Origin of the sequence: Streptomyces sp. 2114.4 (assembly GCF_900187385.1) — a bacterium.
In the GTDB taxonomy this organism is placed as follows: domain Bacteria; phylum Actinomycetota; class Actinomycetes; order Streptomycetales; family Streptomycetaceae; genus Streptomyces; species Streptomyces mooreae.
In genome coordinates this window covers 3,836,892-3,860,179 of record NZ_FYEY01000001.1, presented here as the reverse complement: position 1 = coordinate 3,860,179, position 23,288 = coordinate 3,836,892, and the positions used below count along the sequence as shown (strand labels likewise).

Here is a 23,288-nt window from a genome sequence, read left to right as displayed (position 1 = left end):
CCTGGTACGTCACCACCGTGTTTCCGCACCACGACGAGTCCCCGGGAGGAGGTGTCGTAGATGACCATCATGGACCTTCAGGGCCTGGAGGTGCCGGGCGAGCGTGACGCCCAGGCGCTCGGCTCCACCATCAGCGGCGGCTGCTGACACAGCCGACCACACGGTGTGGGTACTCCACCACGCGCCGTGTATCTCACCGTACACATGTCCACCGATCCACGGAAGGGAGGTGTCGAGATGACCATCATGGACCTTCAGGGCCTGGAGGTGCCGGGCGAGCGTGACGCCCAGGCCCTCGGCTCCACGATCAGCGGCGGCTGCTGACACGGCGCCCGGCGGCCCCCTGCTACGGCACGGGCCGCCGGGCCCCTGTGCGTGACGGGCCCCTGTGCGTGACGGGCGTCGGCACTTCACGGTCATCCCGGGTGTCACAGCGCTCCCGCACCACCACTCCCCCTGAACAAGGCCGTTGGACGGAGGCCAGGTGAACGACCAGGTGGGCCCGGCCCGCTCCCTGTGCCTCATCGGCTGCGGCCCGCGCGGCGCCTCGATCGTCGAGCGGATCCTCGCCAACGTCCCCGCCCTGTACGGCGACCGGCCCCTGGACCTGCACATCGTCGACCCGTACCCACCCGGCGCGGGCCGTACCTGGCGCACCGACCAGTCCGGTCTGCTGTGGATGAACTCCGCCGCCGAGCAGGTCACGATGTACCCCGACGAGAGCGTGGCGTGCGCAGGGCCGCCGCGCCCCGGCCCCACCACCGCCGGCTGGCTCGACGCCCCGCTGCACGACGGCGCCTACGCCGCCCGCCGCGACCAGGGCCGCTATCTGCGGCACTTCTTCGAGACCGTCACCCGCGAGCGGCCCGCCTCGGTGCGGCTCTTCGTCCACCGGGCGCGAGTGGTCGATCTGCGGCGCACGCCCGCCGGGGCGGTACCGGGCGGGCGGGGCCGCCAGCAGGTGATCCTCGACTCCGGCCAACCGCCCTTCCTCGCCGACCGGGTGGTGTTCGCCCAGGGCCATACGGACACCCTCGCCGCCCCCGCACCGGACGGCCTGACCCGGATCGGCCCCGGGCCCGCCGATCCGGACGCGCTGGCGGCCGTCCCGCCCGGCGCGCGGGTCCTGGTCCGCGGCCTGGGCCTGGTCTTCATCGACTGCCTGGCGCTGCTGACGGAGGGCCGCGGCGGCCGCTTCGTCCGCCCCGCCCCCGGCGGCCCGCTGCGCTATCTGCCGTCCGGCCGCGAGCCCCGGCTGTACGCGGGCTCCCGGCGTGGCGTCCCCCTGCCGCCCAAACCGGCGTATGCGCCACCGGCCGCCCCTTCGGTGGCCCCCGCCGCCCCGCGCTTCGCCACCGTCGACGCCTGCCGGGCCGTGCTGTCCCGGCCCGGTGCCTCCTTCGGCGGCGACGTGTGGCCCCTGGTGGTGGCCGAACTGGGCTGGTGCCACTACCGTGCGCTCTTCGCCGGGCAGCCCGCCCGTACGCGCATGAGCTGGCCGGATTTCGACGCCCAGTACGCCCTGCTGCACCCCGACGCCGACCGGCTGGCCAAACTCGCCCGCGAGGCGGTGCCCGACCCCGCCGACCGCCTCGACCTGGACCGGCTGGCCGATCCGCTGGCCGGGCTGCGGTTCGCCGGCGCCAACGACCTCCAGCGCCGGCTGCACGGTCTGCTCGCCGAGGAACTGCGCCGCCGCACGGGCCCCGCGAGCGGTCTCGCCGCCGCCCTGGTCGACGGCTTGCAGCGGTCCGGTGCGGTCATCGAGGAGCTGTGGCGCTCCGGCGAGCTGGCCGCCGCCCAACTGTCGGACGCGCTACGCCACTTCGCGCTCGGCACCTACCTGAGCTCGGGCCCGCCGCCCCTGCGCGCCGAGCAACTGCTGGCGCTGGCCGAGGCGGGCGTGCTGACATTCGTGGGCCCCGGGATGCGGGTGGCGACCGTGCCTGGCGACGGGGCCCTGCCTGGCGACGGGGCCGTGCCCGGAGACGGGGGCGCGCAGGGACACCGGGCCGTGCCCGGAGAAGGGGCCGTGGGCAGTGCCCCGCGCCGCGCCGTCTTCCGCGCGACCAGCCCCGCCCTCCCCGGCACCGTGTACGAGGCGGACATCCTCCTCGACGCCCGGCTGGCGGCGCCCGAGCCCGACCGTGTGACCGATCCTCTGCTGCGCGCCCTGCTTTCCCGCGGCGAACTGGTCCAGGAGCCAGCCGAGGACGGCGCGGCCGGCATGCTGCGGCTGTCCGGCGCTGACCTGCACCCCGTCGACTCGACCGGCGCCGTGCACCGCGACCGGACCATCGCCGGACCGGCCCAGTTCCCCCGCCCGCACACCAACGCCGTCTACTTCCGCCAGAACGACGCGATCGCCCGCGGCCTGCTCGCCGACGCCGACGGCGAGTGAGAGCGGCGAAGCAACTGTCCCAAAAGACCGGGGGCGGGCGGAGCCGCAAGCGTCGAGCAAGTGCTCCCGCCCTCTCTCACAGGCGCTCGCCGGTTCTCACCGGAGGTCGAGCAGCAGCACGTCATGGAGAGCCGCGCCTTCCCACGGGCGCGCCTCACCCACCTTGCGGTACCCCCACGACCGGTAGGCCGACTGAGCTGCTTCGGCGTCCGGCAGCGCATTGAGCAGTACGCGTTCTTCGTCGCCCCCTCCGAGGATCACCTCGTGCAGCCGCCGACCGACCCCGAGCCGTCGCCAGGAAGCCCGTACTGCGAACTCCATCAACCCGAACGTACGTTGCCCGTCCTCTCGCCGGAAGTCGGCCGGAACCGGCGTGATCAGGTGATCCCACCAGCCGGTCGTGGGGCTGAGCGGATACCCGTAGGCGATGCCCACCGGTTCACCGTCGGTGGTACGGGCCAGGGCGCTGCGAAAGGTGGATTTGCGGACTTGAGAGCGGAAACGACGGAAGGCCGCCGCTATCGATTCCGGGGTTTCCTCGTACGGTTCCCCGGCAAACACCTCGGCGTAGACGAGCCGGAATGCGGGCTCGGACCGCGCGGCGGCCGGGCCGTCCAAAAGCTCGACACCGATCGTCTCCTGCCTGGTCATGCGCAGCCTCCTCGCAAAGCGTCGTGGATCCGGTCCGAGGTGTCGCGGACCGCCGTGGTGCCGAGGGCATTGATGGTCTTCTGAAACGCCCGGAGGCGGTGGGTGAGGCGGCTGGAGGAGATCTCTCCGTACGAGTCGAGTACACCTGCCATCTCGGCGCATGCCTCCTCCGCCTCCCCCGCGTCGAGAAGCGCGCAGGCCAGCTTGGACCTGTACCACGCGGTGTTCCGGGCGTAGCCGCCTCCGAGACCGTCCACTGCAGCGCGCAAGAACGACACGGCGCCCCGGGGCTTCCCCGCCCTCGCGTACATCTCCGCCGTGGCGTAGTCGATTTCCACGGGGCCGGCGAAGCGCGCCCAAGGGGGAACCTCACTGCTGTCCTCATCGCGGCTCTGGTACGAGAGTGCGCGGCTGAGCGCGCGGCGGGCCGCGACCGTATCCCCGACATGCGTGGCGACATTGGCTTCGCGGAGCGCAATCACGAGGTGAACGGTGGGCCCGGCGCCGGCCCTGCCGGCCAGACCGTACGCGGCCTCGACCGCAGAAGCGGCTTCCCATGCCCGGTCTGCCTTGATGTCGGTCAGTACGAGCGTTTCAAGAGCCGAAATCTGCAACATCGCGTCGTCGATGAGCTGGGCTGCGGTGAGAGCTTCCATGGCAGCCGTGCGTGCCTCGTCGACGGGTCCGCCGCCGTAGCCGTACCACGCTTGGTTGCTGTGCAGCTCGGACAACATCGCCTGGAGAGCACGGCCGGTCTTGGCTGTACACACGGACTCCTTCAGCGTCCGGGTTAAGTGCTGTTCGAGTTGTTTTGCGCGAGCCTTGGCAGGGATTCCGCCGGATCCGTGATCAACCGTGTACAGGTCGGCCAGGCGGGCGCGAAAGGCCGCTACGTCACTTGCGCCTATATGCGGACAGTGCCGCTCAGGGAGAACGGCCGCTGCCGCGAGCGCCCCCGTGCCAGCGACGAAAGCTCGACGTTTCACGTCTCCATCGTTACCGATCCGCTGGACAGTGGCGTGTCTGTGCACGGGTACCGCGAACCCCATCTCGCTCAGTGGGAGGCCGAACACTGTTTCCAGTACCACCTGTTGGCCCGGGTGCGGTAGCGGTGGTGGCGACTCGTTCTCCCACCGTCGAAGCTGGCGGACACTCACCGAAGAGTCGATCCCCAGACGTGCGGCCTCGCGGGCGAACGCAGCCACGAAGGCCTCTTGCGTGTAACCGGCTTCCTTACGCAACCAGGCGAGCCTGTTCACGTTTCTCCCACCATGCCGGACCCCTTGTGCGTGCGGATTCTCTGTTCACCGTAACGACTCAGACCGGGCACCGTCCGTGAAAACGTCCGCCTGAACGTCCGGTCGCCAATCGCCCACGGATGCCTTCGAGGCGCTGAACTGGTGGGGCGCCACGGCAACACGGCAAACGATCAAAGACCACCGCGCAAACACCACGAGCGACCCCCGCGACCGGGTGAACGGTCCGGGGGCGTGGCCACCAACCCCTGGGAGGTTGACGACATGGCGAAGCGTATCGCCAGGACTTTTGAACCGCTGCTGCGGCGGTTATTGCCGTGCCGGTGCCACGGTGGACAGGGGGTGGGCTGATGGGTCCCGAGGACACCGTGCGTCTCCTGCCATGGCTGAGCCCGGACGGGAAGCCGTGCTTCCTCGCAGGTGACGGGACCGGGTACGTGTCCCGTCTCGCCGACGAGATGGAGGATGCGCAGCTCGACGAGGCCGCCGAACTCATTGAGGAAGCGTGCCGCGTCCTTGCCGCCCAGATGTGGACACCCGGAGAACTTCACCTGCTGGCCGTCGAATTGACCGCGGCGCTCACCCGTGTGCATCGGGTGGCTGAGAGCAGGGGGGCGCGGGTGCCCGCGCGGGACGATGGCGACCCGGGACGGACGGCGCTCCGGATGACGGTGGTGGCCGACAGCTTCCGACGCTGCCGGCGGAGGTGTTCGGATGATCCGGGCGCGTGAAGCAGGTACCGGAGCTACGCAGGCCCCGAGCAGCCGACGGGCAGTGCGACGCACGTGATGTAGGCCGGGAAAGGGGCCGGGGGCCACCCCGCCCGGCCTCGCACCTCACCCCCGCAAGGCGATCCCGTGCTGTTGGGCCAGGATCGCGGCCTGGACGCGGCTGCGCAGGTTGAGTTTTGACAGGATGCGGCTGGTGTGGGTTTTCACGGTGCCCTCCGCGAGGTGGAGGGTTTCGGCGATGGCGCTGTTGGCCAGGCCGCGGGCGATGCAGGCCAGCACCTCCAACTCCCGTTTGGTGAGGGTGTCGAGGGCCTGTGCGGCGCCTGCAGGGAGGGTGGGGCCGGCCACCGGCGGGCGGCCGGCGAACTCGGTGATCAGCCGTCGGGCGATGGCCGGGGTGAGGAAGCCGTCCCCGTGTGCCACCTCGCGTACCGCGCTGACCAGTACGGCCGGCTCCGCGTTCTTGAGGATGAAGCCGCCGGCGCCGGCCCGTAGCGCCCCGAAGATGTACTCGTTGAGGTCGAAGGTGGTCAGCACCAGCACCTCGGCCAGCCCGCGCTCCACGATCCTGCGGGTGGCGGCGACCCCGTTGAGCTGCGGCATCTGTACGTCCATCAGGACCACATCGGGCCGTAGTTCGGCGGCCATCCGGACCGCCGCAGCCCCGTCGCCGGCCTCGCCGACCACCGTGATGCCCGGGTCGGTCTGGAGCACCAGCACCAGTCCCGAGCGCACCGCGGCCTGGTCATCGGCCACCAGCACCCGTATGCCCTCGGGCCGTATGTCCTCGGGCCCGTCCGCCGGGGAATGGTCCGGCGCACCCGCCGGCCCGCCCCTCCGTCCGTCCGCCGCTGACTCCTCCGCCGGCCCGTTCACCAGCCCCTCCACTAACCCCTCCACCGACTCCTCCGTCGCCTGCTCCACTGGCTGTTCCACCTTTTCTCGTCCGCTAGGAGTTCTGTGTCAGCGGGAGCACGGCCCGCACCCGCCAGCGTTCGGGGGCGGTGCGGTCGGGTCCCGCGTCGAAGATGCCGCCGACCAGTGCGGCCCGTTCGGACATGCCGGTGAGGCCGGCGCCCGCTCCGGTGGTCAACTGCGCCACGGGGCGCGGCCGGACCCGGCCGTCGGGGCGGGTCAGCGGGCTGTCGACCGAGAGGGTCAGCTGCCCGGCGCCGGTCTCGCAGCGGATGTGCACCCGCCCCGCCGAGGCGTGCTTGAGGACATTGGTCAGTGCCTCCTGCACGATGCGGTACGCCGTCACCTCGATCACCGAGGACACTTCGGGGAAGTGCTCGGGGAACTCGGTGTGCAGGGCCAGGCCGGCCGCGTCCGCGGCCGGCCTGGCCTGTTCGACGAGCGACCCCAGCGCGCTGAGCTGGGGCCGGTCCCAGTCGTCGTCCACGCCCCGGTCGGAGCGCAACAACACCACCATCCGCCGCATTTCGGCCAGCCCCTGCACACTGTTCTCGCGGATCACCGCGAGCGCCCGCAGCACCGGATCCTCCTCGGCGCCCTCCTCGGCGGCGCCGTCCTTCTCCCCCTTCGGCCCGGCCAGCGAGAGCACGGCGCTGGAGTGGATGGCGATGGCGCTGAGGTGGTTGGCCACCAGATCGTGCAGCTCACGGGCCATCCGGGTGCGCTCGGTCTGCAGCACGGTCTTGCGGTCCAGCTCCGCCAGCCGGTTGATCTGCGCGGCACGCTGCCGTTCGGTGTCCGCCCGCTCCTTGTGGTTGCGTATCAACACCCCGGTCCACACCGGGGAGATGAGCAGCAGCGCGACGATGACCCCGGTCGTCACCCCCTCCGAGCGGTCGCCGGTGAGGACGAGGACCACGGTGGTGGCGAGGGTGGCCGTGACGCTCCCGGTCTGCAGCAGCCGGCACAGCCAGGGGGCGCCGTACAGCGCGGCCGCATAGAGCAGATCGGTGTAGATGAGGACCGGGCCCAGGCCACCGCTGGACATCGTCTCCACGGTGACGGTGAGCGTGCCGACGGCGACGGCGGCCGCCGGCCGGGCACTGCGCAGGGCGGTCGCGGCGCACAGCACGAGGACGGGCAGGACGGCCTGCCAAGCGGGGATATCGCCCCCATCACCTGCGATCCGCCCACGACATACAGAATCAGACAGCCGGCAAAGAAACCCACCGCCAATCTGAGGTCACGGAGCGGGACGGGGCGGTGGCGCGCGTGCGTACTGGTGAAAAGACGTAACCACACACGAGGACAGTACTTCCGTGCGCTGCCCGTTCTCCTGGCCCTGGCGCCCGAATTTGGGTACCCCTCCCGTACATCGAAGTATGTAGCCGTACATCAGCAAGAGGGATGACTCGAAGGTTCCGGAGGATCTGCAAACCTTGGGCTGTCTGTATCGATCGATGTAGGCGAAAAAGGGGGAGCGAAGAACTGTACGACGGGCCGCCACTCACCCAGTACGGCCCAAGCACCGCTCAACTGTGGAGGACGGAAAGTACGTGGAAACGAACGCCGCTCTTCTCCAACTCTGTCCGGAGCCCCTTGACCTGGGCGTTCCTGACCCCTGGCAGTACCCCGGCCGGGCCCGCCCGGCACCGCTCGCGGCCGCACCCGCACCTGCTCACGATCACCCGGACATCCTGTCCACACCCGTCCCGCTGTTTGTCGTCCCCGTAGGATCCACCCCTTCCCACGGATCGGGAACGGGGCTGTCCCCCGACAGCTGCCCGGGCCTCAACGGCCACTGCCGGGCCACTCTCGACACCGCGTCCCGCAGCCGGCTGCTGGCCCGCCTCCCCGACCGCGTGAGCACCGCGATGGCCGCCGCCGGCCACTGGGAGTTGTACGGAACCCGCGGCCTGCTGATCGTGGCCTGCGGTGAGGACGCGCGCCAGATGGGCTTCTCGGTGGAGTCCGTGCGCCCCGGAGCGTCGTTGCCGCACACCCCGTACGAGGTGCTGACGGACCGGGAGTCCCGCACCGTGGCAGGGAGCCCGGCCGTCGAACGGGAACGCCTCGTCACCCGTTTCTGGGTCCGCAAGGATGCCGCGGTGCAGGCCGTCGGCGGCGGTCTGTCCCTCGCCCCCGAACGCATCGAGGCCGGTTTCCCCGGCGACCGCGGTACGGTCCTCGTCCCCGGGCCGCAGGGCCTCGAAGTCCCCGTCCTGGTACGCAACTTCACCTTCTCGGACTCCTACGAGTTCGCCGTCGCCACCCCGGAACCCCTCGCCCTCACCCCGTCTTTCGCCTATTCGGTCATGTAAATGCCCGTTTCCGCTGGGGAGGGCGGCAAGCGCACCGGCCCGGAATTGCTGCGGACGGCCTGAATTCGGATCTTGATGACCTTGACGTAGGGCGGCGGCACGGAAATTGAGCGGCCGGATTCCGCGGCCCCTGGGGCCAAAGGGCCGTGCGATGCGGGGGTCTCGCTTTGCACCACCCGGGTGAAACACCTGCATGTCGCACTCCCCGGGCCCCCGGAAAACCATATTGCCGGGTTAGTTGGTGCGTGCCCACCGGTCGTGGCGAGTACCGCGTCACGGCGTTGCCGGAGCACAGCGGAGGATTCCCGTCATGCCGTCGCCCCTCGCCAAACGGTCCGCCGAAAGAGTCCTGCCCGTGCTGCTGGTCCTCCTGGGCGTCGTGGGCCTGGCCGGTCTCACCGGTCCGGGCGCCGCGGCGGCCGGACCGTCCTTCGGCCCGCCGGGGCCCGACTGGGAGCGCATCGCCGCCTGTGAGAGCAACGGCCGCTGGCACATCAACACCGGCAACGGCTACCACGGCGGCCTGCAGATCGACCCCGCCACCTGGCGTGCCTACGGCGGTCTCCGCTACGCCCCGCGTGCCGACCTCGCCAGCCGCGCCGAGCAGATCGCCGTCGGTGAGCGCATCGCGCGGGACCGCGGCCTGTCCGCCTGGCCCAACTGCGCCGGCTCCACCAGCGGTGCCGCCGGCAGCCCCGCCTCCGCCGACCGGCAGGCCTCAGCCGACCGGCAGACCCTCGCGGCCGACCGGATTCCCACGGCCGACCGGGCCCCCTCGGCCGACCGGGCCCCCGCTCCGCGCGCCCCTCGCGCGGCCATCGCCACCAAGGCCCGCACCTATGTCGTGCACCCCGGCGACTGTCTCTCCGTCATCGCCGAACGCGCCCACACCCGGGGCGGCACCAAAGGCCTGTACGCCCTGAACAAGCATGCGCTCGACCAGGGCCCGGACCACATCTACCCCGGACAGCGGCTGCGGCTGCGGAGGTGAGCGCGGGGCCGCGGGCGCACCGGCGAAGCCCGTCACGGCGGTGAGGGCAGAGCCGTCACGGTGAATCCACTGCGCGGTCAGAGTGAAAGCGTGGGACGGGCCGTTGCTCAGGCTTGGCGGATGGGAGAAGGGCCGATAGCAAGTCCGCGGGTACCCATCCGCGAGGTGCAGGAGCACACAGTGAAGAACATGGCACGCGTCAATTTTGTGATCGCAGGAGCTTGCGGCCTGCTCCTGGCGGCCGGGGCGTCGCCCGCCCAGGCATGGGACGGGGGGCCGTACGGCCTCGACGGGGTGTGGAACAGCGACACCGTGGCGAGCTTCCACGCCGGCTTCAGCTGCCGCAACCGGGCGAGGATCTGCATCAACGGCCCGCTGAACAGCGGAAACGTCAGCAACTCGCAGAACGTCCACCTGTCCGGCAACAACAGCAACAGCGGCAGCCCGACCAACGTCAACGGCAACACCAACGACGACGCCGGCGGCACCACCGGAGCCGAGAACAAGACCAGCAACGACATCCAGCACATCGGCCGCGGCGGAAAGCAGCAGCTGTGACCCGGGCCTGATCGGTCCCTGATCCGCCCCTCCGGCCCCGGCTCGTCCGGGGCCGGAGGGGTGTCCGGCGAGGGTACGGAGGCGGGTGCGGCGGCGTTCCCTTCCCGGGCCGCCGTGCCCGGACATGACGATCGCCCGGCGGACGGTCCGCCGGGCGATCGGTGGAGGTGCGCGGGCCGTGGCCGCGGTCGTCCTCAGGAGGTCATGGCTCGCTCGCTCAGTGAGGGCCCGCTCAGTGCAGGAAGCCTCCGAGGATGCGCTGGATGTTGTTGCTGCTGCCCGCCGAGGCTCCGGTGGCGGAGTTCGCGCTGTTGGTGGACCCGTTGGTGTTGGCGATATTGCCGCTGTTGTTGGGGTTGCCGTGGTTGAGGAAGTTGCCGCTGTTGAGGCTGTTGCCGCTGTGTACCGGCCCGTTGATGCAGGGGTGCGGGGACTTGAACACCGGGGACTTGTAGTTGAAGTCCGCGAGGCGGTTGTTGCAGACCACCCCGGAGACCATGCCGGTCACGGTGCCGAGATCGGCGCCTGCCACGGCCGAGAGCAGGGACTCACCCGGAACGGTCTGCGCACGGGCCATCCCGCTGCCGAACAGCACCAGCCCGCACGCCCCGACGATACTTCCCGCCTGCACGATTCTTCTCACGTCGCTCCTCGCCGATTCGTCCTTCTGATGCAGACGTATCGTGCTGCCGTTGCCGTCCCGCAGCCTCGTTCAACCCGCGGAGAGCAAAACGCTCGTCGGCCACAATCAGCCGGGTGGCCCAACAATTCGCGAGCGTTTCCGGGGAGGTGAAGACGTGTGCGCGGGCATGCCGGCGACGGACGCGCCCACGGCCTCCTACAGCACCAGCCGCTCCGGCATGGGCTGCTCCACACCGTCCAGCTCCAGGGTGCAGCGGGGCATGGAGGGGACCAGGTGCGGCTGGCGCAGCAGGACCCGGAAGGGGTGGGCGGGCTCTTCGGGGAGTTCGCCGGTCAGCACGTTCGTACCGGCGCGGTGTTCCTTCCGGTACGCGACCACCTTGCCGTCGACCAGCAGCTCGATCTCCCCGGTCCGGCCGGGCCCGACATTCACGGTGATCGAGTGATCACCCTGGTCCAGGTGGAAGTGGTGGCGGTGTCCCATGACGCACCTCCGGCGAATCGGTCCGTACCACCAGCGTGCCACCCCCGCGACCGGCAGTCCTTTCGTGCCTCGCGCGCACCTCCCGCGCGGGTGGTGCGCGCGACAATGGGGGTGGGCGCCGGATCGGCCGGTTCACGGAGTGCGGGTCGTCACGGCCTGCTCCCGGGGAGCGGGCGCCGGGCCGGCAGGAGACGACGATGAACGGCTCGGTCCGTGTCGGACAGGTGGTCGGGGTGCCGCTGCGCATGCACTGGAGCGTGCCGCTGCTGGTGGGCCTGTTCGCGTACGGACTCGGCCACCAAGGCCTTCCCGTCTGGACGCCGGGCCGCTCGGATGCCGTCTACGCCCTGGCCGGTGTCATCGGGGCCGTGCTGCTCATGGGCAGCCTGCTGCTGCACGAGACGGCCCATGCGGCGACCGCGCTGCGGAAGAAGATCTCCGTCCAGGACGTGACGCTGTGGGCGCTGGGCGGTACGACCCGGATGGGGCGGCCGCAGTCCGCCCGCGCGGCCTTCGCGGTGGCCGTCAGCGGGCCGCTCACCAGCCTGGTCATCGGCGGCATCGCGCTCGGGGCCGGGTTCGGGCTGCACGGGCTGTCCGGCTGGGCGGTGCCCTCCGTCGTCCTGGCGTGGCTGGGCTGGGCGAACCTCTTCCTGGGCGTGTTCAACCTGCTGCCCGCGGTGCCGCTGGACGGCGGGCGGGTGGTGCAGGCGGTGCTGTGGTGGCGCACCGGGGACCGGGACCGGGCGGATCTGGCGGCGTCCCGGGGCGGCCAGATCATGGGGGTGCTGCTGGTGGCCGCCGGCTGGATCTCCGTGCTGCGCGGCGCACCGGGCGGGCTGTGGATCGTCTTCATCGGCCTCTTCGTCATGGTCGTGGCCGGGGCGGAGCGGCGCCGTGCCGCCCTGCACACCGCGCTGCGCGGGGTACGGGTCGCCGAGGCCATGACCAGCCCGGTGGCGACCGGCGCCGACTGGCTGACCGTTCAGCGCTTCATCGACGAGGTGGTCGTGCACTCCCGCCACTCCGCGCTGCCGCTGCTCGACTTCGACGGCCGCCCCAGCGGCATCGTGCAGATCCGCCGGCTCGCGGCGGTGCCGGGACCGAGCCGGGAGACGGTGCGGGTACGCGAGGCGGCGACCCCGCTGTCCCAGTGCGCGGTCGCCGCTCCGGACGATCTGCTCGGTGACGCGCTCGACAAGATCAGCCTGCGTACCGGGGCGCGCCTCCTCGTCGTGGACGCCGGGCACCTGGTGGGGATCGTCACCGGGAAGGACATCGCCCGGATGATGCAGCGCACGACCCTGAGCGGCAGGCGGACGGGCGGACAGAACGGCGGACAGACGGGCGGACAGACGGGCGGACAGACGGGCTGACCAACGACTGACACAGCGGCGACAGGCCGGGCTGACCGGACGGCCCCGCCCGCCGTCGAGGTCCCCAACGGGCGCCCGAGGGTGCCGGGTGGCCACAATGGACGTACGGCAGGCCACGGGGGAGGACGGCCCGCCGCAGCGGAGCACCGGAGCACCGGAGCCGGCCCATGCCCTACCTCACCGTGACCGCCCTGAGCCACACCGGGCTGATCCGCGAGCACAACGAGGACAGCCTGGTGGCCGGCCCCTGGACGCTCTGCGGCACGGTGACCGAGAACCCGCAGACGCTGGTGTTCCCGCTCGGCACCCCGCTGGTCGTCGCGGTCGCCGACGGGATCGGCGGACAGCCGGGCGGGGAGGTGGCCAGCGCACTGGTCGTCCGGGAGCTGGCCGCGCTGGGCCCTTCGCTGGAGGGCGAGGAGGCGGTGCGGGAGGCCCTGGACCTCTGCAACCGTGCGGTGTACGCGGCGGCCGAGCGGGACCCGGAGCTGACCACCATGGGCACCACGGTCGCCGGCGCGGTCGTCCGGGAGAAGTCCGTACTGGTCTTCAACGTCGGTGACAGCCGGGTCTTCGCGGCGGCCGGCGACGGCCTGCGCCAGGTGAGCGTGGACGACAGCCCACCGCTGTGGCCGGGGCGGCGCACCACCTCGCTCCTCACCCAGGCGCTCGGCGGCGCCCGGGAGTTCGGCGCCGTCGTCCCGCACCTCACGACCGCGCCGCTGTCCGTGGGTGACCGCTACCTGGTGTGCAGCGACGGGCTGACCGATCCCGTCCCGGAGGAGGACGTCGGCGGTCTGCTGCGGCTCCACTCCGGCGGCCGGGCCGTCTTCGAGCTGTGGAAGGCCGCCATCGAGGCGGGCGGGCCCGACAACATCACGCTGGCGCTGATCACCGTCGGGGAGTGAGGCGGGGCCCCGGCCGAGGGGCGTACGGCGGGACCCGGCCGAGGGAGGTACGGCGGGGACCGCCTCTCCGGATAACCCCAGCACGGTTCTCCCGGCAGCCGGATGGGCGGCGGGCCGCCGCTCAACAACAGTTCCCCCATGACGACTCACCGGACGGCCCACCTGACGGCCCACGCCCGCCGCACCCTTGTGCTCACGCTCTCCGCCGCGGCCGTCGCCGGCACCCTGGGCGCGCTCTCCCCGGCGGCCCGCGCCCAGGTCCCCGGCGCCGCGGTCCGCGCCCCCGGTGCCTCGGGGCCCGCCCTCGCCTGGGGGCCGTGCGCCGGGCCCGGCCTTCCCGGACAGGAGTGTGCCGAGCTGCCCGTACCGCTCGACTACCGCGACCCGGACGGGCCGCAGCTCACCCTCGCCGTGTCCCGGGTGCGCAGCGACCGGCCCGCGGCCCGCCGGGGCACGCTGCTGGTGATCCCCGGCGGTCCCGGCGGATCCGGGGTGGCGCGGCTGGTGGCGAAGGGGAAGGCGCTGGGGAAGGAGATGGCCGGGGCCTACGACCTCGTCAGCTTCGATCCGCGGGGGACGGGCGGCAGTACGAAGGCGGGCTGCGGACTCGACGCCGACGACCGGCAGCTGGTCACCCTGCGGTCCTGGCCCGCGCCGGACGGCGGCATCACGGAGAACACCGCCCGGTCCCGGCGGGTCGCCGAGGCGTGCGCCCGGCACGGCGGTGCCGTGCTGCGCAGCATGTCCACCGGGAACGAGGTGCGCGACATCGACCGCCTCCGCCGGGCTCTGGGCGAGGAGAAACTGTCGGCCTGGGCCGCCTCGTACGGGACCTACGTCGGGGCGGTGTACGCGCAGAAGTACCCGCAGCACACCGACCGCTGGGTGCTGGACAGCAATGACGACCCCGACCCGGCCCGGGTGGGGCGGGGCTGGCTGGCGAACATGGCCGTGGGCGCGGACGACCGGTTCCCCGACTTCGCGGCCTGGGCGGCCGACCCCGCCCGGGAGGACGAGGGGCTGCGGCTGGCCGAACGCCCCCAGGACGTCCGGCCGTTGTTCCTCGGGCTGGCGGCGAAGCTGGACCGGACGCCGAAGGAGTCCGGCACGAAGGGCGTCCGGCTGACCGGCAACCTGCTGCGCCAGGCGCTGCACAGCGCCCTGCAGAGCGATGACCGCTTCCCCTCGTTCGCGCGGCTCGTCCGGCAGGCCCAGGACCCGGGCGCCCGGCCGGTGCTGCCCGATGCCCTCGCCGGGCCGCTGCCGGACGAGCAGGCCGCGGCGATGACGGCCACCGTCTGCAACGACGTGCGCTGGCCGGCGTCGGTCGCCGCATACCGGCGCGCCGCGGCCGTCGACCGCGCCCGGCACCCGCTCACGGCCGGGATGCCGGCGAACATCACGCCCTGCGCCTTCTGGAAGGACGCGCCGGTACAGAAGCCCACGCGGATCACCGCCGACGGCCCGTCCAACATCCTGATGCTCCAGAACCGCCGGGACCCCTACAGCCCGTACGCCGGTGCCCTGAAGTTGCGTCAGGCCCTCGGTGACCGGGCCCGTCTGGTCACCCTGGACCACGGCGGCCACGAGGCCTACCTGGGCAACGGCACCGCCTGCGGGGACCGGGCGGTCACCGCCTTCCTGACGACGGGGCGGCGGCCGGAGCGGGACGCGTACTGCGCCGACTGAGCCGGTGCCGGGGCGGCGGGCCCTCGCGGAGACACCCCCGGGAAGCCCCGGAGAGACATCTCCTGGCGCGGACGGGCGACATGGCTGCCGGCGTGCGCCGTGCGGGGCGGTGCCGCGTCTAGGTTGGCCGGATGAGCGCGGCAGGGAGCACCGTCCGGGCAGAAGTGCTCCTGGGCACGCTGGGGTCCGTGCTGCTGGGCGTCGGCGGATGGGGGTCCGGGGCGCTGCCGCGGGGCGTTCCTGACGGGGTGTGGGGGCGGCCCGGCGTGCCGCTGCAGTGCGTGGGTGTCGCCGTGTCGTACGCCGGGCTGGTGCTGCTGCTCGCCGCGTGGTGGCGGCTGGGGCGGCGGGTCGCGGACGGCACGGCCGGCGGGTGGCGGCCGCTGCGCAGGGCGCTGTGGTGCTGGGTGCTGCCGCTGGTGCCGGGCCCGTTGCTGGGCAGCAGCGACGCCTACAGCTACCTCGCCCAGGGCGCGCTGGCGGGCCGCGGACGCGATGTGTACGCACTGGGCCCGGCGGCGCTGGGCGGGCCGCTGGCGGCGAACGTCCCCGGGATGTGGCACGACGCCCCGGCCCCGTACGGGCCGCTGGCCGTCGCCGCGGCGCGGGCCGTGGTGGCGGTCACCGGCGAGCAGCATGTGGTGGCCGCGGCCCTGGGGCTGCGGCTGCTGGCGGTGGCGGGGCTGGCCCTCCTGGTGTGGGCCCTGCGACGGCTGGCACAGGCGGCGGGCTCCGGTGCGGCCGGGGCGCTGTGGGCCGGCGCGCTCAACCCGCTGGTGCTGCTGCACCTGGTCGGCGGGGCGCACAACGAAGCGCTGATGCTGGGGCTGATGGCGGCCGGGCTGCTGGCGTTCCGCCGGGGGCGCTGGGGCGTGGGGACCGTCGTACTGACCGCGGCGGTGCTGGTGAAGGCTCCCGCCGTGGTGGCCCTGCTGTGCGCGGCGGCGGTGAGCGTGGCGGGCTGCGACGGCGGGTGGCGGCGGGTGCGGCGGACGGCGGGGATCGCCGCGGTGGCCGCGACCGCCCTGGTGGCGGGGGTGGCCGGGTGCGGCCAGGGGTGGGGGTGGCTGTGGACCCTCCGTACGCCCGCCGAGGTCCACACCCTGCTGTCCCTGAGCACGGATGCGGGCCATCTGCTGGGGTGGGCCGCGCGGGGGCTGGGGTGGGGCACCGCGGCCGGTGCGATGACGGCCGCGCGGCTGGCCGGGATGCTGGTGGGTCTGGGGGCGGTGGGGTACTGGGTGCGGTGCGCCCCGCGGGCCGGCGCCGAGCGGGCGACGGGGGCGGCGCTGCTGGTGCTGGTGGCGGCCGCTCCGGTGGCGCAGCCGTGGTACGCGCTGTGGGCGGTGGTGCCGCTGGCGGCGGTGTCCTGGCGGCGGCTGGCGGGGCGCGGCGCCCGGGCGGCGGTGGTGGGGCTGACGCTGGTGGTGATGCCCTCGGGGCAGGGGCCGACCTGGGCGAGCGGGGCGGCGGCCGTCGTCGGGGGAGCGGTGGCCCTGGCGGCGGTGCTGCGGTGGGCGTCTAAGGGGCGGCCGGTGCCGGTTCCGGACGCCGTCGTCCCTCGCGCAGCAGCCACCACGCGCCGGTGAGCGCGCCGAGCGGAATCTCCAGCAGATGCGTGAAGGTGGCGAACAGCAGCATGGCCGAGGCCACCGCCGCGGGGTCCCCGCCGAGGGCGACCAGCGCGACGGCGGCGGCGCACTCGGTGACGCCGATGCCGCCGGGGGTGAGGGCGATCTGGGTCAGCAGCCGGCTGGCCGCGAACACCGCCAGCGCCTCGGCCGCTCCCGTACGGGAGCCCGCCGCCTGCAGACAGGCCAGGAACAGCGCGCCCTGCGCCGCGAGGGTGGCGGCCATGCCGCATACCAGCCGCGCCCAGGAACGGCGGACGACGTCCCGGCTCTCGTCGCGCAGCCGCACCGCGAGCTGCCGGGCGCGCCGGGCGAGGTGGCGCAGCGCTCCGGCCGGCGCCGCCCGCAGCCGGGCGGCGGGTGCCCGGCGGCAGCGGCGCAGCACCGGCCACCCGGCCGCCAGTGCCACCGGCAGGGCGAGGACCACCCCGCCCGCGGCCGCCGCCCAGCCGATGCCGGGCACGGGGGTTCCCACCAGCAGCAGTGCGCCCACCGCCGACAGGACCAGCCGCGCGGCCACGTTGCACGCCCCGGTGAGCGCGACGCACACGGCCACGGCGTGCGGCGGATGCCCCCAGCGGCGCGTCATGGCGTAGGTGACCGCGACGCCCGCACCGCCGCCGAGCGGCAGCAGATTGCTGACGGCGCTGCCGGTGCAGTGCACCAGCAGCGCCTGACGCGGCGTCAGTCCGGGGAGCGCGGCGCCGAGTACGTAGGTGTAGCTCCACAGCGTGGCACCCGCCAGGGCGCACAGCAGCGCCACCTGCGGGCCGCTGACGTGCCCGAGGTGGGCCCGTACGGCGGCCCAGTCCGTGCCCGCCGCCCTCGGCACGGCCAGGGCCAGCAGGACGAGGCCCGCGGTGGAGGAGAGCAGGCCCAGCAGCCGCAGGGCGGACTTCGGCAGCCGCGCGGCGAGCGGTGTCATCGGCCGGGCGCCGTCGCCGCGGCGCCCGGCAGGGTGGCCAGCGGATCGCGCAGGACGGGGCCCGCGGGCAGCCCGCGCTGGATGAACCACTCGGTCCCCAGCACCTGGCGGAAGGCCGGTCCGGGCAGGCGGCCCAGCGCGGCCAGGGTGCGTTCGGAGTCGCCGCCCCGGGCCTGGCTGAGGTGCGCGGCCATGCTGGCGCGCTTGGCCCGCCAGTGCCGTTTGACCGGTACCCGGTGGGTGATCTCGGAGCGTGCGCCGTAGGCCTGCCGGAAGGAGGCCCGGTCGAACTCCGGCGGGAAGCGGTGGACCCAGGAGGCGGCGCGCAGCCCGCGCAGCAGGAGGGTGCGGTCGACGGTGGCCTCCAGCACCACCGGGGTGCCCGCCAGGCGGGCGGCGCGGTAGCCGACCCGGTGGACCTGGACGTGATCCGGGTGCCCGTAGCCGCCGGCCGGGTCGTAGACCGTCAGCAGGTCGGCGCGCTCCTCGGTGAGCAGCGCGGCCAGCCGGCCGGCCGCCTCCTCGACCTCGGCCGAGGCGAACGGCTGGGCGCCGCCGCAGGCCGGGGCCGGGCCGGGGGCGTGCCCGGAGTCGGCGTAGCCGAGGAAGGCGACCCGGGAGCAGCCCAGGATGCGGGCGGAGGCGTGCGCCTCCTCGCGGCGGACCTCGCCCAGGCCGCGGTCCCGCAAGGACGTCGGTGCCAGGCCGCGCTCGCCGGCCGTGGCCAGCACCAGCACCACACGGTGTCCTTCACCGGCCAGGCGCGCCATGGTGCCGGCGGTCAGCAGCGCCTCGTCGTCCGGATGCGCATGAAAGAACAAGCACGTATGTCTCACGAACCATGCTTTACCACCCCATACTGGGGGACTTCACGCCCCATTTCGGAAGTGCAGCCATGATCCTTCACATTTCAGACTGCTTTGCGCCGCGGACCGGAGGTATCGAAATCCAGGTCGCCGCGCTGGCCGCTGCGCAGCACCGGGCGGGCCAGGCCGCCGAGGTCGTCACCGCGACGCCCGCCGGGCCGGGGGCACAGACGGCCTCGTGGCCGTACCCCGTGCACAGGATCAGCGCGCGGCTGCCCGGCCGGCTGCCCGTTCACCCCAGAGCGGGACACGCCATCGACCGCCTGTTGACGGCGCGTCACCCGCGGGTGGTGCATGTGCACCTGGGCGCGGCCTCGCCGTTCGCCTGGGCCGCGCTGGCCTGCGCCCGGCGCCGGGGCATCCCCGCCGTGGCCACCGTCCACAGCATGTGGGACCCGGTGGTGCGCGCGCTGTACCGGCTGCTGAGCCGGACCGGGCACGGCCCCACCGCTCCGGTGGCCGTGACGACCGTGAGCAGGTCGGCCGCCCGGCTGATCCGGCAGGCCCTTCCGGACGTCACCCCCCGGGTCATCCCCAACGGCATCGACGCGGCGTGGTGGCGCAGCCCGGGAGCCGCGGTCGAGCGCCAGGACGGCCGGGTGCACGTCGTCGCCGTCGGCCGGCTCGTGCCGCGTAAGGAGCCGATGGAGCTGCTGGCGGCGCTGCACTCCGCCCATGCGCGGATGTCCCGGCGGGGCACCGCCCTGCGCGCCACGTTCGCCGGCGCCGGGCCCAGCGCGGGGCCGATACAGCGCTATCTGCGCCGCAACGGGATGGACAGCTGGATCCGCCTCGCGGGCCGCCTGCAGCCCGGGGAGGTGCGGGAACTGCTGGCCGGGGCCGATCTGTTCGTCAACCCCTCCCGCCGGGAGTCCTTCGGGATCGCGGCCCTGGAGGCGCGCACCAGCGGCCTGCCGGTGCTGGCCCGGGCGCACACCGGCGTCGCCGACTTCGTACGGCACAACCGCGAGGGGGCGCTGTGCGGCCACTCGGCCTTCGCGCTGGCCGACGAGGTGCTGTGGCTCGCCCGTACCCCGGGGGCGCGGCGCACCCTGGCCGCCCACAACTGGGAGACCGAGCCGGTGCACTGCACCTGGCCCGTGGTCACCGCAGCGTTCGCCCACGCCTACGACGACGTCACCCGCTGACGCCCCGTCATCCCGCATACGTCCGGCGGCCTCCGGAAGCGTGGCCACCGCAACGGCCGGAAGGTTCACATGCACCGCCTCCTCGACCGCGCGCACCGCGCCCTCTTCGCCGCGCTCTCCCTCCTCGGCCTCCGCGGCCAGGGACGGGTCCTGCACTGGTACTTCGACTGGTGGCACCGCCGGCCGGACCCGTGGGGCCTGGCCGTGGACGACTACGAGCAGTTCAAGTACGCGACGACCCTGCGGCAGCTCCCCCGGCGCCCCTACCGGCGGATCCTGGACGTCGGGTGCAGCGAGGGAGCCTTCACCCACCGCCTCGCGGCGGCGTTTCCGCAGGCGGAGATCACCGGTGTGGACATCTCGGAGCGGGCGCTCGCCCGGGCCCGCGCCTCCGCGGCCGGCCGCGCCGCCCCCGCTCCCGGGGGCGGGCAGAGCCCCGGGCCCGTGCGGCCTCCCCGGTTCGTCCGGCTGAACATCCTCGCCGCGCCACCGGAGGACCGCTTCGACCTCGTCTTCTGTGCCGAGCTGCTGTACTACCTGGGCCGGCACCGGCATCTGCGGCGGGCCTGCGCCCATCTGACACGGGCCGTGGCACCCGGTGGCCTGCTGGTCCTGGTGCACCCCTGGCCGGAGTCCCGCAGGTTCTGTGCGTACTTCGAGGCCGCCGCCGGGTTCCGCTGCGTGGTCGAGCAGGTGGAGCCGGATTCCTTCCGCCCGTTCGCCGTCAGCATCTACGAGGCCCCGGGCGCGGCCGCGGCCCGGCCCGGGGAACTGAGGGCCCCGGGCCCCGCTGCGAAGCAGGGCCGGGGAGAGTGAGCCCCACGGGGCAGGTACCGGCGGCCGGGTCTCCGGACGGCGGCCCTTCCGGCGGCGGCCCGCCGGGCACGCGGCCGGGCCCACGGCGTAGCGAGGCGGCGCGCCGCGTCCTGGCCCGCCGTCCCGGCACCGTGCTGCTCCTCGCCGCCACGGCGATGCTGCTGCTGGTGTGGATCCCGGCCTGTCTGCGCGTCGGCATGGTGGATCTGCGGGTCTACCGGACCGCGGCCCCGCACCTCCTCGGCGGCGATCTGTACGCCTTCCGTCTGGAGCTGCCCGGCCCCGACCTGTTCCCGCTGCCGTTCACCTATCCGCCCTTCGCCGCGCTGCTCTTCCTCCCGCTCTCCTGGCCGCCGTGGCCGCTGGTGAGCGCCGCCTGGACCGCGGCCTCGATCCTGGCGCTCTGCGTCCTGGTCCACTGCTGCCTGCGGATGGCCGATCCGGCCGCGGATCCCGGGCGGCACCGCCGTCGGGTACTGCTGTGGAGCGCCGCCCTGTTGTGGACCGAGCCGGTCGCCGTCACCCTCGCGCTCGGGCAGGTCAACCTGCTGCTGGCGGCGGGCGTCGCGTACGCGGTCGAGCGGCGCTCGGCGGCAGCGGCCGGGCTCGGCGTGGGGCTCGCCGCCGGGGTGAAGCTGGTACCGGCCGTCACCGGCCTCTACTTCCTGGTGCACCGGCGCTGGTCGGCGGCGTGCTGGTCGGCCGCGGTGGCCGCCGCCACCGTCGCGGCCGGGTGGTGGGCGGCGCCCCGGTCAGCGGCCGGCTTCTGGCTGCACGCGGTCGGCGACGCCGCACGGGTCGGCCCGGTCGGCTCGGTGCTCAACCAGTCGGTGCGCGGGGCGCTGTCCCGCACGCTCGGCCACGATGCCGGCTGGTCCGCCCCCTGGTGGGCCTGCGCCGTCCCGGCGGCCCTGCTGGCGCTGACGGCCGTGGTGCGCGCCGCTCGCCGCTCTGATCCCCTCGGCGCGCTGCTCGCCGTCCAGCTCCTCGGCCTGCTGATCAGCCCCATCTCGTGGTGCCATCACTGGGTGTGGGCCGTAGCGGCCGTCCTGTGGCTGACGCACGCGCCGCACCGGACCCGGGCCCACACCGCGGCCCTGACCGCCTGGTGCCTCGCCCTCGCCGGATTCCTCATCCACTGGCTGGCACTGGCCCAGCCGGACATCTGGCACTTCGGCCGCCCGTGGTACCTCGCCGCGCTCGGCTGGGGCTATCCCGCCTGCGCCGCCCTCACCCTCGTCGCGCTGCTGCTGCCGGTCACCGGGGGCGTCTCCCGCTCTACGCCCTGGACGTCCTATCCGTCGAGACGGATTCCCTTGACCGCGGTGTCGAAGACCGGCCGGTAGGTGTTCCACTGAGCATCCGGCGCGGAAAGGTAGATCACGTACTGGGTGTCGTCGGCGCCGCTGAACGCCAGCTCCACCGCCCGGTACTTCCGTTTCCGGCCGTCGAAGGTGAACTCCCAGTACCCCGCGGGCCGTCCGCGGAAGCTCGTGGGGTCCATCCGCACCCGCTCGTAGCCCGGGTTGTCCCGACGGGTCTGGGCCTCTTCGGTCTGCCTCCAGTGCCGCAGCGGATCGGACCCCGCGAACCCGACGATGTTGATCCGCAGTCCCACCAGCCCGGACGGGTCCACATAGGCGACTTCGCCACCGGGCGGATCCTCGCGCTTCCAGCCGTCCCGTACGGGCAGCGAGAAGCCCTGGCCCTCCTTCTTGAGGTGGTATCCGGCGGGGAGCGGGGGAAGCGGGGAAGGGCTGGGGCGCGACGGGCGGCCGGCGGAGGCGGCGCCGGAAGGACGGCTGCCCGACGCGTCGGCACCGCCCCACGGCCACAGCAGGACCCCGCCGGTCACGGAGGCGGCGACCGCCGCGCCCACCGTGAACCGCAGCACCGCACGGCGCTTGCGGTTGCCTCCTGGCGCAGGGCCTGTCCCGGCCTGCGCCGGGTTCGCGGTGGCCACGGTGGGCTGCGGCCGGGTGGGCGGCGCGTCGAGGGCGGCACGCGTTCCGGAGGTGTCGCCCAGGGGGCGCTGCCCCGAGACGGTGGTGGCTCCGGCGGCCTCGCCCAGGAGGCGTTCGGCCTCATGGGCGCCCATGCGCTGCCCGGGGTCCTTCCGCAGCAGGCTCTCGATCACGGGCGCCAGGTCCCCGGCGTTGCGCGGGGCGTCGTACTCCTCGGCGGCGATGGCGTACGCCGTCTCGATCGCGGTGTCCCGGAGGAACGGCGGCCGGCCCTCGACCGCCTGGTACAGCGTCGCGCCGAGGGACCACAGATCGCTGGCGGGCCCCGGCTCGGCGATCGTGCTCCGGAGGCGTTCCGGCGCCAGGTACTGGACCGACCCGACCAGCTCGCCGGTCCTGGTCAGCGAGGGCGTTCCGGACTGCACGGCGATCCCGAAGTCGGTGAGGACGATGCGCCCGTCCTTCCCGAGCAGCACATTGGCGGGCTTGACGTCCCGGTGCAGCACCCCGGCGCCGTGCGCGGCACGCAGCGCGCCGGCCATACCGCAGCCGATCCGGGCAGCCTGGTCCGGCGCCAGCGCACCGTGCCGCTTGACGAGGTCGCCCAGGGTGTCCGAGGGGACGTACTCCATGACGATGCACGGCAGACCCTCGTCGTCGACGACGTCGTGCACCACGATCACGTGGGGGTGGGTGATCCGGGCGGCGCTGCGGGCCTCCCGGCGGGTGCGCTCGTGGAGCGTCCGGATCTCGGCGTCGTCCAGATGCGGCGGGACGAACAGCTTCTTCACGGCGACCTGCCGGCCGAGCAATTCGTCCTCGGCCCGCCATACCGTGCCCATGCCGCCGCGGCCCACCCGTTCCACGAGCCGGTACCGGTCGGCTACGAGCCGTCCCCGATCGGACACCGCGAGATCGTCTCCTTCGCCCGGCCGAACAGATTGCGGGAGCACCATAGCCCGAGCGATCGGGCAGCCGTGAGGGCGGCGTTCTCCGGATCCGGGCACGGCGCTGC

Annotated in this window: 23 protein-coding genes; 14 read left to right on the top strand and 9 right to left on the bottom strand. The window is 73.6% G+C overall.

Annotated features, from left to right (window positions below; genetic code table 11):
- The first annotated feature begins 60 nt into the window (after positions 1-60).
- The 3 genes from CFW40_RS38930 (at position 61) to CFW40_RS16915 (ending at position 2,401) form a co-directional block, all read left to right on the top strand.
- Positions 61-147, top strand: coding sequence for a class III lanthipeptide (locus tag CFW40_RS38930; RefSeq protein WP_218039239.1), 87 nt, complete (start codon positions 61-63; stop codon positions 145-147).
- Positions 148-204: 57 nt separating this feature from the next.
- Positions 205-324: a class III lanthipeptide gene (locus CFW40_RS37545; RefSeq protein WP_208629161.1), complete on the top strand. Its 120-nt coding sequence runs from the start codon at positions 205-207 to the stop codon at positions 322-324.
- A gap of 160 nt (positions 325-484) precedes the next feature.
- Positions 485-2,401 carry an FAD/NAD(P)-binding domain-containing protein gene (locus CFW40_RS16915; RefSeq protein WP_176956484.1) on the top strand — a complete coding sequence of 639 codons (1,917 nt, stop codon included), beginning with the start codon at positions 485-487 and terminating at the stop codon, positions 2,399-2,401.
- 96 nt (positions 2,402-2,497) lie between these two features.
- Here CFW40_RS16915 and CFW40_RS16910 read toward each other — a convergent pair whose 3' ends face one another.
- Positions 2,498-3,052 carry a GNAT family N-acetyltransferase gene (locus CFW40_RS16910; protein ID WP_088798683.1) on the bottom strand — a complete coding sequence of 185 codons (555 nt, stop codon included), beginning with the start codon at positions 3,050-3,052 and terminating at the stop codon, positions 2,498-2,500.
- Positions 3,049-4,311, bottom strand: coding sequence for a hypothetical protein (locus CFW40_RS36675; protein WP_143034557.1), 1,263 nt, complete (start codon positions 4,309-4,311; stop codon positions 3,049-3,051). The genes CFW40_RS16910 and CFW40_RS36675 overlap by 4 nt, the downstream gene beginning before the upstream one ends.
- Before the next feature lie 347 nt (positions 4,312-4,658).
- On the opposite strand from CFW40_RS36675, the gene CFW40_RS16890 reads away from it, so the two are divergent.
- Positions 4,659-5,039, top strand: coding sequence for a hypothetical protein (locus tag CFW40_RS16890; RefSeq protein WP_256331433.1), 381 nt, complete (start codon positions 4,659-4,661; stop codon positions 5,037-5,039).
- 105 nt (positions 5,040-5,144) lie between these two features.
- Here CFW40_RS16890 and CFW40_RS16885 read toward each other — a convergent pair whose 3' ends face one another.
- Both CFW40_RS16885 and CFW40_RS16880 read right to left on the bottom strand, forming a co-directional pair.
- Positions 5,145-5,807 carry a response regulator transcription factor gene (locus CFW40_RS16885; protein WP_256331777.1) on the bottom strand — a complete coding sequence of 221 codons (663 nt, stop codon included), beginning with the start codon at positions 5,805-5,807 and terminating at the stop codon, positions 5,145-5,147.
- Between the two features lie 181 nt (positions 5,808-5,988).
- The gene (locus tag CFW40_RS16880) at positions 5,989-7,086 is read right to left on the bottom strand and encodes a sensor histidine kinase (protein WP_088798679.1); all 1,098 of its coding nucleotides are present in this window, start codon (positions 7,084-7,086) and stop codon (positions 5,989-5,991) included.
- A 424-nt stretch (positions 7,087-7,510) separates the two neighbouring features.
- On the opposite strand from CFW40_RS16880, the gene CFW40_RS16875 reads away from it, so the two are divergent.
- The 3 genes from CFW40_RS16875 to CFW40_RS16865 all read left to right on the top strand — a co-directional run bounded on the left by CFW40_RS16875 (position 7,511) and on the right by CFW40_RS16865 (position 9,824).
- The gene (locus tag CFW40_RS16875; RefSeq protein WP_088798678.1) at positions 7,511-8,275 is read left to right on the top strand and encodes a 4-phosphopantetheinyl transferase family protein; all 765 of its coding nucleotides are present in this window, start codon (positions 7,511-7,513) and stop codon (positions 8,273-8,275) included.
- Positions 8,276-8,585: 310 nt separating this feature from the next.
- Complete coding sequence (locus tag CFW40_RS16870) at positions 8,586-9,266, top strand: transglycosylase family protein (protein ID WP_088798677.1); 681 nt, start codon at positions 8,586-8,588, stop codon at positions 9,264-9,266.
- 180 nt (positions 9,267-9,446) lie between these two features.
- Positions 9,447-9,824, top strand: coding sequence for a hypothetical protein (locus CFW40_RS16865; RefSeq protein WP_088798676.1), 378 nt, complete (start codon positions 9,447-9,449; stop codon positions 9,822-9,824).
- 232 nt (positions 9,825-10,056) lie between these two features.
- On the opposite strand, the gene CFW40_RS16860 is transcribed toward CFW40_RS16865, so the two are convergent.
- Both CFW40_RS16860 and CFW40_RS16855 read right to left on the bottom strand, forming a co-directional pair.
- Positions 10,057-10,455 carry a hypothetical protein gene (locus CFW40_RS16860; RefSeq protein WP_088798675.1) on the bottom strand — a complete coding sequence of 133 codons (399 nt, stop codon included), beginning with the start codon at positions 10,453-10,455 and terminating at the stop codon, positions 10,057-10,059.
- A 207-nt stretch (positions 10,456-10,662) separates the two neighbouring features.
- Positions 10,663-10,950: a hypothetical protein gene (locus tag CFW40_RS16855; protein ID WP_088798674.1), complete on the bottom strand. Its 288-nt coding sequence runs from the start codon at positions 10,948-10,950 to the stop codon at positions 10,663-10,665.
- 197 nt (positions 10,951-11,147) lie between these two features.
- Between CFW40_RS16855 and CFW40_RS16850 the strand changes: the two genes are divergently transcribed.
- The 4 genes from CFW40_RS16850 to mptB all read left to right on the top strand — a co-directional run bounded on the left by CFW40_RS16850 (position 11,148) and on the right by mptB (position 16,512).
- Positions 11,148-12,326, top strand: coding sequence for a site-2 protease family protein (locus tag CFW40_RS16850; RefSeq protein WP_088798673.1), 1,179 nt, complete (start codon positions 11,148-11,150; stop codon positions 12,324-12,326).
- 167 nt (positions 12,327-12,493) lie between these two features.
- Entirely contained in the window at positions 12,494-13,234 is a 741-nt protein-coding gene (locus tag CFW40_RS16845; RefSeq protein WP_088798672.1) for a PP2C family serine/threonine-protein phosphatase, read from the top strand.
- 138 nt (positions 13,235-13,372) lie between these two features.
- The gene (locus CFW40_RS16840; protein WP_256331434.1) at positions 13,373-14,923 is read left to right on the top strand and encodes an alpha/beta hydrolase; all 1,551 of its coding nucleotides are present in this window, start codon (positions 13,373-13,375) and stop codon (positions 14,921-14,923) included.
- 131 nt (positions 14,924-15,054) lie between these two features.
- Positions 15,055-16,512: a polyprenol phosphomannose-dependent alpha 1,6 mannosyltransferase MptB gene (gene mptB, locus CFW40_RS36670; protein ID WP_143034559.1), complete on the top strand. Its 1,458-nt coding sequence runs from the start codon at positions 15,055-15,057 to the stop codon at positions 16,510-16,512.
- Here the strand turns inward: mptB and CFW40_RS16830 are convergent.
- Positions 16,445-17,479 carry a lysylphosphatidylglycerol synthase domain-containing protein gene (locus CFW40_RS16830; protein ID WP_088798669.1) on the bottom strand — a complete coding sequence of 345 codons (1,035 nt, stop codon included), beginning with the start codon at positions 17,477-17,479 and terminating at the stop codon, positions 16,445-16,447. The two genes, mptB and CFW40_RS16830, sit on opposite strands and share 68 nt — an antisense overlap.
- On the bottom strand, positions 17,476-18,315 hold the full coding sequence (locus CFW40_RS16825; protein ID WP_256331435.1) for a PIG-L deacetylase family protein: 840 nt from the start codon (positions 18,313-18,315) through the stop codon (positions 17,476-17,478). Before CFW40_RS16825 ends, CFW40_RS16830 begins: the two co-directional genes overlap by 4 nt.
- A gap of 59 nt (positions 18,316-18,374) precedes the next feature.
- Here CFW40_RS16825 and CFW40_RS16820 point away from each other — a divergent pair, with 59 nt between their 5' ends.
- The 3 genes from CFW40_RS16820 (at position 18,375) to CFW40_RS16810 (ending at position 21,655) form a co-directional block, all read left to right on the top strand.
- On the top strand, positions 18,375-19,493 hold the full coding sequence (locus tag CFW40_RS16820) for a glycosyltransferase family 4 protein (RefSeq protein ID WP_088798667.1): 1,119 nt from the start codon (positions 18,375-18,377) through the stop codon (positions 19,491-19,493).
- Positions 19,494-19,562: 69 nt separating this feature from the next.
- A complete protein-coding gene (locus tag CFW40_RS16815) occupies positions 19,563-20,309 on the top strand; it encodes a trans-aconitate 2-methyltransferase (RefSeq protein ID WP_088798666.1) in 747 nt (248 codons plus the stop codon).
- The gene (locus tag CFW40_RS16810) at positions 20,306-21,655 is read left to right on the top strand and encodes a glycosyltransferase 87 family protein (protein WP_088798665.1); all 1,350 of its coding nucleotides are present in this window, start codon (positions 20,306-20,308) and stop codon (positions 21,653-21,655) included. Before CFW40_RS16815 ends, CFW40_RS16810 begins: the two co-directional genes overlap by 4 nt.
- On the opposite strand, the gene CFW40_RS16805 is transcribed toward CFW40_RS16810, so the two are convergent.
- Positions 21,604-23,181, bottom strand: a complete 1,578-nt coding sequence (locus tag CFW40_RS16805) for a protein kinase (protein ID WP_176956485.1) — start codon at positions 23,179-23,181, stop codon at positions 21,604-21,606. The two genes, CFW40_RS16810 and CFW40_RS16805, sit on opposite strands and share 52 nt — an antisense overlap.
- Positions 23,182-23,288 lie beyond the last annotated feature (107 nt).